Annotated in this window: 9 protein-coding genes; 7 read left to right on the top strand and 2 right to left on the bottom strand. The window is 68.6% G+C overall.

Going from position 1 to position 11,577, the window contains the following annotated elements:
* Nucleotides 1-105 precede the first annotated feature (105 nt).
* The gene (locus ACFWYS_RS37430) at nt 106-1,236 is read left to right on the top strand and encodes an aromatic ring-hydroxylating dioxygenase subunit alpha (RefSeq protein WP_384779018.1); all 1,131 of its coding nucleotides are present in this window, start codon (nt 106-108) and stop codon (nt 1,234-1,236) included.
* A 1-nt stretch (nt 1,237) separates the two neighbouring features.
* Here ACFWYS_RS37430 and ACFWYS_RS37425 read toward each other — a convergent pair whose 3' ends face one another.
* Entirely contained in the window at nt 1,238-2,035 is a 798-nt protein-coding gene (locus ACFWYS_RS37425; RefSeq protein ID WP_384779015.1) for an IclR family transcriptional regulator, read from the bottom strand.
* A gap of 150 nt (nt 2,036-2,185) precedes the next feature.
* Between ACFWYS_RS37425 and betA the strand changes: the two genes are divergently transcribed.
* A complete protein-coding gene (betA, locus tag ACFWYS_RS37420; protein WP_384779012.1) occupies nt 2,186-3,856 on the top strand; it encodes a choline dehydrogenase in 1,671 nt (556 codons plus the stop codon).
* A gap of 3 nt (nt 3,857-3,859) precedes the next feature.
* A complete protein-coding gene (locus ACFWYS_RS37415; protein ID WP_384779010.1) occupies nt 3,860-4,696 on the top strand; it encodes a 5,10-methylenetetrahydrofolate reductase in 837 nt (278 codons plus the stop codon).
* A 63-nt stretch (nt 4,697-4,759) separates the two neighbouring features.
* Here ACFWYS_RS37415 and purU read toward each other — a convergent pair whose 3' ends face one another.
* Nucleotides 4,760-5,632, bottom strand: a complete 873-nt coding sequence (purU, locus tag ACFWYS_RS37410) for a formyltetrahydrofolate deformylase (RefSeq protein ID WP_384779007.1) — start codon at nt 5,630-5,632, stop codon at nt 4,760-4,762.
* Nucleotides 5,633-5,849: 217 nt separating this feature from the next.
* On the opposite strand from purU, the gene ACFWYS_RS37405 reads away from it, so the two are divergent.
* The 4 genes from ACFWYS_RS37405 to ACFWYS_RS37390 are packed head-to-tail and all read left to right on the top strand — an operon-like array spanning nt 5,850 to nt 11,416.
* Entirely contained in the window at nt 5,850-7,319 is a 1,470-nt protein-coding gene (locus ACFWYS_RS37405) for an aldehyde dehydrogenase family protein (RefSeq protein ID WP_384779004.1), read from the top strand.
* 20 nt (nt 7,320-7,339) lie between these two features.
* Nucleotides 7,340-8,425 carry a glycine betaine/L-proline ABC transporter ATP-binding protein gene (locus ACFWYS_RS37400; protein WP_384779001.1) on the top strand — a complete coding sequence of 362 codons (1,086 nt, stop codon included), beginning with the start codon at nt 7,340-7,342 and terminating at the stop codon, nt 8,423-8,425.
* Nucleotides 8,425-10,425: an ABC transporter permease gene (locus tag ACFWYS_RS37395; protein ID WP_384778998.1), complete on the top strand. Its 2,001-nt coding sequence runs from the start codon at nt 8,425-8,427 to the stop codon at nt 10,423-10,425. The genes ACFWYS_RS37400 and ACFWYS_RS37395 overlap by 1 nt, the downstream gene beginning before the upstream one ends.
* Before the next feature lie 13 nt (nt 10,426-10,438).
* On the top strand, nt 10,439-11,416 hold the full coding sequence (locus ACFWYS_RS37390; protein WP_384778995.1) for an ABC transporter substrate-binding protein: 978 nt from the start codon (nt 10,439-10,441) through the stop codon (nt 11,414-11,416).
* The last annotated feature ends 161 nt before the right edge of the window (nt 11,417-11,577 follow it).

Raw genomic sequence — 11,577 nt, 5'->3', positions numbered from 1 at the left:
CGGTTGCATATCGCACGCAGCGTTGCTCCATACACAACGCCGTCCGGAGTCGCTCTTCCCGGCGCGTGAATGCCCTCTCCACGACGTTCTCCCGAGGAGTGCACCGTGACCTCGACCAGCCTGCCGGACAGTCTGATCGCCACTCTCCCCGGCTCCTCCTACACGGACCCGGGGATCTTCGCCCAGGAGCAGGAGCGCATATTCGAGACCATGTGGTTCTGCGTCGCCCGCGCCTCCGAGCTGGCGAAGCCCGGTGCCTTCCGCACCGTCGACGTGGGCCGCGAGAGCATCCTCGTCACCCGGGCCCGGGACAACTCCGTCCGCGCGTACTTCAATGTGTGCCGGCATCGCGGCGCCAAGCTGTGCACGGAGGAGACCGGTGAGGTCAAGCGGGCCTTCCAGTGCCCGTACCACGCCTGGACCTACGGCCTCGACGGCAAGCTGGTCGCCGCCCCCAACCTCACCAAGATGCCCGACGTGGGCCGTACCGAATACGGCCTGGTGAGCGTGGCCGTGCGGGAATGGCTCGGCTATGTCTGGGTCTGCCTCGCGGAGCACCCGCCCTCCTTCGAGGAGCAGGTCATGGGCGAGATCGTCGACCGCCTCGGCGACGTCGAGTCGATCGAGCGCTACGGCATCGAGGATCTCTCCGTCGGCAAGCGGATCGTCTACGACGTGCGGGCCAACTGGAAGCTCATCATCGAGAACTTCATGGAGTGCTACCACTGCGCCACCATCCATCCCGAACTCACCGAGGTGCTGCCGGAGTTCGCGGACGGCTACGCGGCTCAGTACTACGTCGGTCACGGCGCCGAGTTCGGTGAGGAGGTCGAGGGGTTCACGGTGGACGGCTCCGAGGGGCTGGACCGTATACCGGGGGTGGCGGAGGACCAGGACCGCCGCTACTACGCGATCACCGTCCGGCCGCAGGTCTTCATCAACCTCGTGCCCGACCATGTGATCTTCCACCGGATGTACCCGGTGTCCGTGGACCGCACGATCGTCGAATGCGACTGGCTCTATCTCCCGCACGTCGTCGAGAGCGGCAAGGACGTCAGCCGGTCCGTGGAACTCTTCCACCGCGTCAACCAGCAGGACTTCGACGCCTGTGAACGCACGCAGCCCGGAATGAGCTCCCGTATGTACGCCAAGGGAGGCGTGCTGGTGCCGAGCGAGCACCACATCGGCGCGTTCCACGACTGGGTGAACGAGCGCCTGGGCACCCCTCAGGCGTGACTCAGCCCAGGTAGCCCATCCGGTGGCTGATCTCCTGGGCGCCCTTGAGCAGCACCGGGGAGAGCTCGTGCAGGCGCTCCTCGGTCAGGCGGTACCCGGGCCCGGAGGCGCTGAGTGCCGCGATGACCTCGCCGTCCCGGTTGCGCACCGGGGCGGCCATCGCGTGCAGACCCACCTCCAGCTCCTCCAGGGTGAAGGAGTAGCCCCGCTCCCGTGCCTCGGCGAGGTTCTTCTCCAGCTTGGTCTTCGCGGTGATGGTGCGCGGGGTGACCTTCTTCATGCCGGCCTCGGACAGCAGCGTGGTGCGCTCCTTGGAGGGCATGTACGCCAGCAGGATCTTGCCGCTGGAGGTGGCGTGCAGGGGGGTCAGCTGGCCGACCCAGTTGTGCGCGGTGATGGCACCCGGACCGCGCACCTGGTACAGGTTGATCGCGTAGTGCTCCTGCATGACCGCGATGTTGACGGTCTCGCCGAGTTCCTCGGCGAGCCGTTCGCAGACCGGACGGCCCTGCTGGGTGATGTCGATACGGCCCGTGACCGCGCCGGCCAGACGCACGATGCCGAAGCCGAGCCGGTACTTGCCGCGCTCCCCGGCCTGCTCCACCAGGCCGCGCGCCTCCAGGGCGCCGAGCAGGCGGAAGGCGGTGGACTTGTGGACATCGATCTCGCCCGCCACCTCGCTGACGCCTGCTTCGCCACGCTGAGCGAGGATCTCCAGGACGCTGATGGCGCGGTCCACGGACTGTACGCCGCCGGAGTGCGAATTCGACGCTTCTGAGTCAGGGCTGTAGTTGCTCACAGTGAAACTATACGCGTAGTAAACAACGCCCCTGCAAGTAACGCGTTCGAAATCACGAATCCCTAAGTTGCGTTGTTCGCAACCTGGTGCGTATAGCGCGACCGGTCTAGCATGCCTCGCATATCTACGGCGCGAGCGAGACGAGGCACCATGGCTCCTGTGCAGTACGACTTCGTCATCGTCGGCGGCGGTTCGGCCGGCAGTGCACTGGCGAACCGGCTCTCGGCGGACCCGGCCAACCGGGTGCTGGTCCTGGAGGCGGGACGGTCGGACTACCCGTGGGATGTCTTCATCCACATGCCCGCGGCGCTGACCTACCCCATCGGCAGCCGGTTCTACGACTGGAAGTACGAGTCCGAGCCCGAGCCCCACATGGGCGGTCGGCGCGTCTACCACGCCCGCGGCAAGGTGCTCGGCGGCTCCAGCAGCATCAACGGCATGATCTTCCAGCGCGGCAACCCCATGGACTACGAGCGCTGGGCGGCCGACCCGGGCATGGAGACCTGGGACTACGCCCACTGTCTGCCGTACTTCCGGCGCATGGAGAACTGTCTGGCGGCCGACCCGGACGACGAGTTCCGCGGCCATGACGGCCCCCTCGTGCTGGAACGCGGTCCGGCGACCAATCCACTCTTCGGCGCCTTCCTCAAGGCCACCGAGGAGGCGGGTTACGCACCCACCGACGACGTCAACGGCTACCGGCAGGAAGGCTTCGCCCAGTTCGACCGCAACGTCCACCGCGGCCGCCGGCTGTCGGCCTCGAAGGCGTACCTCAAGCCCGCGATGAAGCGCCCGAACCTCACCGTGAAGACCCGTGCCCTCGTCACCCGCGTCCTCTTCGAGGGCAAGCGCGCCGTCGGCGTCGAGTTCCAGCGCGGCAGAGGCGCCCTCCAGCAGGTCCGCGCCAGGGAAGTCATCCTCTGCGGCGGCGCCATCAACTCACCGCAGCTGCTTCAGCTCTCGGGCGTCGGCAACGCCGGGGAACTGCGCGCGCTCGGCATCGACGTCGTGCACGACCTCCCCGGCGTCGGCGAGAACATGCAGGACCACCTGGAGGTGTACATCCAGTACGCCTGCAAGCAGCCCGTCTCCATGCAGCCGTACCTGGCGAAGTGGCGGGCCCCCTTCATCGGCCTCCAGTGGCTGTTCAGGAAGGGTCCGGCCGCGACCAACCACTTCGAGGCCGGCGGCTTCGCCCGCAGCAACGACGACGTCGACTACCCCAACCTGATGTTCCACTTCCTGCCCATCGCGGTCCGCTACGACGGGTCCGTCCCGGCCGGCGGCCACGGCTACCAGGTGCACGTGGGGCCCATGTACTCCGATGCCATCGGCTCGGTGAAGATCAAGAGCAAGGACCCGCGCGAGCACCCCGCGCTGCGCTTCAACTACCTCTCCACCGAGCAGGACCGCCGTGAGTGGGTCGAGGCCATCCGTGTCGCGCGCAAGCTCCTCAACCAGCCCGCGCTCGCCGCCTACAACAACGGTGAGGTCTCGCCCGGCCCGTCCGTGGAGACGGACGAGGAGATCCTCGACTGGGTCGCCAAGGACGGCGAGACCGCACTGCACCCGTCCTGCACCTGCAAGATGGGCACCGACGAGATGGCGGTCGTCGACCCCGGCAGCATGCGGGTGCACGGCGTGGAGGGCCTGCGGGTGGTGGACGCGTCGGTGATGCCCTACGTCACCAACGGCAACATCTATGCTCCCGTGATGATGATCGCCGAAAAGGCCGCCGACCTGATCCTCGGCAAGGAACCGCAGGCCCCGTCGAAGGCCGCGTACTACCGGCACCGTGACGCCCAGAAGCAGGCGGAGTAGGGGTTGGCCGCCACAGGACTCAGGGCACTGCTGAACAGCGTCCGCTACGAGGTGCTGCCCGCGAAGGCGACCGAGGACAAGGTCCTCGCCCATGTCCCGCACGACGTCGTCGTCACCGTGACGGCGTCGCCGGTCAAGGGCCTGGAACCGACCCTCGGCCTCACCGAACGGCTCGCGGCACACGGCTACCGGGTCGTCCCGCATGTGCCGGCCCGGCTGCTGCGGGACGACCTGCATCTGAAGGAGGTCACGGACCGGCTCGGCGAGGCGGGCGTGGACGACGTCTTCGTCCCGGCCGGCGACTCCGACCCGCCGGCCGGGGTCTACGACGGCGCCCTGCCGGTGCTGCGCAGGCTCGACGAGCTGGGCGGCCCCTTCGCCCACGTCGGCGTCACCGGCTACCCCGAGAGCCATCCCCTCATCCACGACGACGTCACCATCCAGGCGATGTGGGACAAGCGCGAGCACGCCACGTACATCGTGAGCAACCTGTGCTTCGACCCGCGGGTGCTGGGGGAGTGGGTCGCTCGTATACGGCGCCGGGGCGTCACCCTGCCGGTCCAGGTGGGTGTCGCGGGCCCCGTGCAGCGGGCGAAGCTGCTGGCCATGGCCACGAAGATAGGCGTGGGGGAGTCGACGCGCTTCCTGACGAAACACGCCTCGTGGTTCGTGCGTTTCGCGGCCCCCGGCGGCTACGCCCCCGAGCGGCTGCTGACCCGCGCACAGGAGGCACTCACCGCACCCTCGGCGGGCGTGGCCGGTCTGCACCTGTTCACGTTCAACCAGATCGCCGAGACGGAGCGGTGGCGCCGCGCCCTGCTGGACCGGCTGGGCGGCTGACCGCACGGGGCCGTATACGACAAGGGCGGGACCGGAACCCGGTCCCGCCCTTGTCGGTGCGGCTCAGCGGAAGACGACCGTGCGGTTGCCGTCCACCATGACGCGGCTCTCGCTGTGCCACTTCACCGCGTGCGCGAGCACCTGCGCCTCCACGTCCCGCCCGACCGTGACCAGGTCGCCGGGGTCGAGCGAGTGGTCCACGCGGACCACGTCCTGCTCGATGATCTGCCCCTCGTCCAGGTCGGACGTGACGTAGTGCGCCGTCGCGCCGACCAGCTTCACCCCGCGCTGGTAGGCCTGGTCGTAGGGCCGGGCGCCCTTGAAGCTCGGGAGGAAGGAGTGGTGGATGTTGATGGCGCGGCCCTCCAGCTCCTTGCACAGGTCGTCGGAGAGGATCTGCATGTAGCGGGCCAGCACCACCAGGTCGATGTCCAGATCGCGCATCAGCTCCAGCAGCCGTGCCTCGGCCTCGGGCTTGGTGTCCTTGGTCACCGGGACATGGTGGAAGGGGATGCCGTACGTCTCGGCGAGCCCCTCGAAGTCCCGGTGGTTGGAGACGATCGCCGGGATCTCGATGTTCAGGGCGCCGGTGCGCCGGCGGAACAGCAGGTCGTTCAGGCAGTGGCCGAACTTCGACACCATGATCAGCGTCCGGGTGGGCGTGGCCGCCTCCGTCAGGGCCCAGGAGATGCCGTGGGCCTCGGCCACGGGGCCGAACCGGTAGCGCAGGGTCTCCAGCCGGACCTCCGGATCGGCGACGTCGAAGTGGACCCGCATGAAGAAGCGGTTCTTGAGTCGGTCGTCGAACTGCTGGCTTTCCAGGATGTTGCCGGAGTTCCTGACGAGAAAGCCGCTCACGGCGTGGACCAGCCCGGCGCTGTCCGGACAGGAGAGGGTCAGGACGTACTCACGGCCAGGTTGTGGGCGAGGGGACATGTGCGGCCTCCGTCGGTGCGTATTGCACAACATGGTGAGCGATACGCAACATGGTCGGCCCGGCGTCGCCCGTGGTCAAGGGTGGGTGGGTAATCGGCCGCATGGCGAAATCGTCATCTGCCAACCCCTTGACGCCCGTCTGCCCATTCGCCACTGTGTTCCACCACAAGCAATCGGGTGCACGATGCGCAACGAATTCCATGGAAAGGCTCGGCGCGTGGCAGACCTGTACGTGGATGGCGAATGGCGGGATCCCGTCGCCGGCGGGCACCGGGACATCCGATGTCCCGCTGACGGCACGCTCACGGCGACCGTATCGGAAGGGACGCGCCCCGACACCGAGGCCGCGATCGCGGCGGCCCGCCGGGCCTTCGACGCGGGGCACTGGCCGAACACCCCCGAGCGGGAGCGCGGCGCGCTGCTGCTGCGCACCGCCGACATCATGGAACGCGACGCCAAGGCGTTCGCCCGTGCCGAGTCCCTGGACACCGGCAAGCGGCTGGTGGAGAGCGAGTACGACATCGCCGATGTCGTGGCTTGTTTCCGCTACTACGGCGGCCTCGCGGGCACCGACGCCGGCCGCGTGATCGACACCGGCCGCGACGACGCCGTGAGCCGGGTCGTGTACGAGCCGGTCGGTGTCTGCGGGCTCATCACCCCCTGGAACTACCCGCTGCTGCAAGCCAGTTGGAAGGTCGCCCCGGCGCTCCTCGCCGGCAACACGATCGTCCTCAAGCCCAGCGAGCTCACCCCCTCCAGCTCGATCCTGCTGATGAAGGCGCTGGAGGAGGCGGGGCTCCCGCCCGGCGTCGCCAACCTGGTCCTGGGCACCGGGCCCGAGGTCGGCGCACCGCTCTCCGAGGACCCGGCCGTCGACATGGTCTCCTTCACCGGCGGCCTGGAGACCGGCAAGCGGATCATGGCCACCGCCGCCGCGACCGTGAAGAAGGTCGCGCTGGAGCTCGGCGGCAAGAACCCCAACGTCGTCTTCGCCGACGCCGACTTCGAGGCCGCCGTCGACTTCGCCCTGACCGCCGTCTTCCTGCACTCAGGACAGGTCTGCTCGGCCGGCGCCCGGCTGATCGTCGAGGACTCCTTGCACGACCGCTTCGTGGACGAGGTCGTCCGCCGCGCCCGGCAGATCCGCCTCGGCGGCCCCTTCGACGCCGATGCCGAGACCGGCGCGCTGATCTCCGCCCAGCACCTGGCGAAGGTCGAGGCCTACGTCGCGGCGGGGCTGGACGAGGGCGCCGTACTGCGCTGCGGCGGGCAGCGGCCCGACGACCCCGCGCTCGCCGACGGCCACTACTACCCGCCGACCGTGCTCGACGAGTGCACACAGGCCATGCGCGTGGTGCACGAGGAGTCCTTCGGGCCCGTGCTCACCGTGGAGCGCTTCACCGACGAGGACGACGCCGTACGCATCGCCAACGACACCGAGTACGGACTCGCCGGAGCCGTCTGGACGCAGGACGGCGGCAAGGCCCAGCGGGTCGCCCGGCGGCTGCGGCACGGCACGGTGTGGATCAACGACTACCACCCCTATGTGCCGCAAGCGGAATGGGGTGGCTTCGGGCACTCGGGCGTGGGCCGGGAGCTGGGACCGACTGGTCTGAACGAGTACCGAGAGCCCAAACACATCTGGCAGAACATCCAACCCCGGCCGCAGCGCTGGTTCAGCGGCTGAACGCCGAAAGAAGGTCGAACGTGACCACACAGACCGAGGTGCCGCAGCGGCGCGGCACGCCCCAGGACTCGGGCTCCACCCCGGTCATCTCCGTGCGCAGGCTGTGGAAGGTGTTCGGGCCGAAGGCCGACCAGGTGCCGGACTCCGAGGAGCTGTGCGGGCTCACCCGCCGCGAGCTCATGGACCGCACCGGATGCACCGCCGCCGTACGCGATGTCCACTTCGACGTCTCGCCCGGCGAGGTCTTCGTCGTCATGGGCCTGTCCGGTTCCGGCAAGTCCACGCTGGTGCGATGTCTGACCCGGCTGATCGAACCGACCGCCGGTGAGATCGTCTTCGAGGGCGAGGACATCCGCCAGGCCGACGACAAGCGGTTGCGCGATCTGCGGCGCCGCAAGTTCTCCATGGTCTTCCAGCACTTCGGTCTGCTGCCCCACCGTCGCGTCGTCGACAACGTGGCGTTCGGGCTGGAGATCCGCGGCATGGGCCGCTCCGCGCGCGTCAAGCGGGCCCAGGAGGTCGTCGAGCTGGTCGGCCTCGCGGGCTACGAGAACTCCTACCCCGACCAGCTGTCCGGCGGTATGCAGCAGCGCGTCGGCCTCGCCCGTGCGCTGGCCGGCGACCCCGACGTGCTCTTCTTCGACGAGCCGTTCTCCGCGCTCGACCCGCTGATCCGCCGCGACATGCAGAACGAGGTCATCCGGCTGCACCACGAGGTCGGCAAGACCATGGTGTTCATCACCCACGACCTCTCCGAGGCCCTCAAGCTGGGCGACCGCATCCTGATCATGCGCGACGGCAAGATGGTCCAGTGCGGCACCGGCGACGAACTCGTGGGAGCCCCGGCGGACGACTACGTCCGCGAGTTCGTCAAGGACGTGCCCCGCGGCGATGTGCTCACCCTGCGCTGGATCATGCGGGCACCGGAGGACGGCGACGCCCTGGACGGTCCCGAGCTGGGCCCGGACGTCGTGGTGAAGGAGGCCACCCGGGCGGTGCTCGCCGCCGACAAGCCGGTCAAGGTCGTCGAGAACGGCAAGCTGCTCGGCATCGTCGGCGACGAGGAGATCCTCGCGGTGGTCGCCGGGCAGGAAGGCGGCGCGTGATGACCGTCGCCATCGAGAAACCCGAGAAGACCGGGACGGCCGAACCGGCCGCCCCCGCCAAGGAGGCGCGCAAGGTCAGCCGGTCCATGGTGGTCGGCGCCATCCTGGTCGTCTGGCTGGTGCTCTTCGCCGTACTGCGCGGAAAGCACACGCTCTCCCTGGCGGCGGCCGACCTCACCGATCTGCACCGGTGGATCAACGACCTCAACGACTCCATCGGGGCCAACCGCAACTCCAACCCGCTCTTCCTGTACTTCTTCAACGAGATCCGGCTGGTCATCGACAACCTGGTGACCTTCATCCAGCAGCTCGTCTCCCAGCCGTCCGGCGTCCGCCCGGTCCCGGAGATCGGCTGGCTGGGTGTCGTCGGAATCGCCGGGTACATCTCCTGGGCCGTGGGCAACTGGCGGGTCGCGCTGCTGGCCGTGGCCGGTTTCACCTTCATGGGCCTGCAGGGCCTGTGGCAGGAGAGCATGGACACCCTGGCGCTCACCGTCTCCGCCGTCTTCGTGGCACTGGTGTTCGCGATCCCGCTGGGTGTGTGGGCGGGGCTGTCCGACCGGTTCAACGGGTTCGTGACGCCCTTCCTGGACCTCATGCAGACCATGCCGACCTTCGTCTACCTGGCCCCGCTGACGCTGTTCTTCCAGATCGGCCCGGCCTCCGCCACGATCGCCACGCTGATCTACGCGGCGCCGCCGACGATCCGCATCACCGCGCACGCCATCCGCTCCGTGCCGGAGACGACGGTGGAGGCGGCGGACTCGCTGGGTGCCACGCGACGGCAGTCCCTCATGAAGGTCCTGCTGCCGATGTCCAAGCGGACCGTGGTGATGGGCGTCAACCAGACCATCATGGCCGCCCTGGCCATGGTGACCATCGCCGCCCTGATCGACGCGCCCGGCCTCGGCAAGACCGTCGTCCAGGCCCTGCAGACGCTCGATGTCGGCACGGCCTTCAACGCGGGCCTGGCCATCGTCGTCATGGCCATCGTGCTGGACCGGGTCACCACCGCGGCGAGCGCACGCGAGGAGGCCGCCCGCCTTTCGAAGAACCGCTTCATCACCTGGCGACGCCCGCTGCTGGCGGCCGGTGGGGCGGTCACGGCGGTTCTGGTCTATCTGTCCCACACCTATCAGTGGGCCGCGGAGTTCCCCGGCGAGGGGAGCACCGGCAGCACCATCAGGAGCACGGCGGACAGCGTGACCACCTGGGTGCAGGACAACCTCTCGGGCGTCACCAACGCCTTCCGGGACGCCATCACCAACAGTCTGCTCAACCCGTTCCAGGCGCTGCTCACGGACTCCCCGTGGTGGCTCGTCGGTGCGGCACTGATCGCGCTCGCCGTCGTCCTCGGCGGCTGGCGCGCCGGTGTCACCACGACTGTCTGCGTGGGTCTGCTGGTCGGCACCGGCGTCTGGTCGGACGCCATGACGACGCTGGCCTCGACGCTCGTCGCCACGGTGCTGGTGATGCTGCTCGGCATCGTCTTCGGGGTGTGGATGGGGCGCAGCATGATGGTCGACCGGCTGATCCGGCCCACTCTGGACGCGGCCCAGGTCATGCCGCCGTTCGTCTATCTGGTGCCGTTCCTCGCGCTGTTCGGCGCGACCCGGTTCACGGCGATCGTCGCGGCCATCGTCTACGCGGCCCCCGTCGCCATGAAGATCATCGCGGACGGGGTGCGGAACGTGCCCGCGACGACCGTGGAGGCGGCCACCTCCGCCGGGTGCAACACCTGGCAGATCATCACCAAGGTTCAGCTGCCGATGGCACGCGGCGCCCTGACTCTCGCGACCAACCAGGGCCTGATCTATGTGCTGTCGATGGTTGTGGTGGGCGGCCTCGTGGGAGCGGGCGCCCTCGGCTACGACGTCGTGGCCGGCTTCTCGCAGGGACAACTGTTCGGGAAGGGGCTCGCCGCAGGGCTCGCCATCGTCCTTCTCGGAGTCATGTTCGACCGGATCACTCAGGCAGCGGCGCGGCGTACCAGCGCGTAAGGAGCAACTGACCATGGCAAGGCAAGCAAGACACTGGAGAGTCGGCGCGGCCGGCATAGCGGTCCTCGGCCTCACCCTCACCGCCTGCGGCGGTGCGAAGGTCGGTGACAGCTCCTCGGACGCCGGCGGCTCGGGCGGCTCCGGCAAGTGCGGCACCTTCAACCTCGCGGTCAACCCGTGGGTGGGCTACGAGGCCAACGCGGCCGTCATCGCGTACGTCGCGGAGCAGGACCTCGGCTGCAAGGTCACCAAGAAGGACCTGAAGGAGGAGATCGCCTGGCAGGGCTTCGGGACGGGCGAGGTCGACGCCGTCGTGGAGAACTGGGGTCACGACGACCTGAAGAAGAAGTACATCACCGGCCAGAAGACCGCCGTCGACGCCGGTCCGACCGGCAACAAGGGCCTCATCGGCTGGTATGTGCCGCCGTGGCTGGCCAAGGCGCACCCGGAGATCACCGACTGGAACAACCTCGACAAGTACGCGGCCGAGTTCAAGACGTCCGAGTCCGGAGGCAAGGGCCAGCTCCTCGACGGCGACCCGTCGTTCGTCACCAACGACGAGGCGCTGGTGAAGAACCTGAAGCTGGACTACAAGGTGGTGTACGCGGGCAGTGAGACCGCGCTCATCCAGGCCTTCCGCAAGGCGGAGAAGGACAAGGAATGGGTGATCGGCTACTTCTACGAGCCGCAGTGGTTCATGTCCGAGGTGCCGCTCGTCAAGGTCAAGCTGCCCGAGTACAAGGACGGCTGTGACGCCGACACGGAGAAGGTCAACTGCGACTACCCCGTGTACGAGCTGGACAAGATCGTCAGCGCGAAGTTCGCCAAGTCGGGCAGCCCCGCCTATGACCTGGTGAAGAACTTCACCTGGACCAACGACGACCAGAACGCCGTGGCCAAGTACATCGCGGTGGACAAGATGACCCCCGAGGCCGCGGCCAAGAAGTGGGTCGAGGCCAACCGCGACAAGGTGGAGGCCTGGATCAAGTAGGCCCCTCGCCGATGCCCGGTGGACGGTGCGCGCGCCCCCCCACCCCCCCACCCCCCGCGCGCCGACCCCCCCCCGCGCCCACCGGGCCGGCCGGGCCCCCGTCTCACATCACACCCCGGGGGCCCCTTTCGGTTACGACGGGGAGGCCGCCGGTCCTGCTC

This window comes from Streptomyces sp. NPDC059010, from assembly GCF_042740355.1.
Taxonomy (GTDB): domain Bacteria; phylum Actinomycetota; class Actinomycetes; order Streptomycetales; family Streptomycetaceae; genus Streptomyces.
This window is presented reverse-complemented; position numbering and strand designations above follow the sequence as displayed.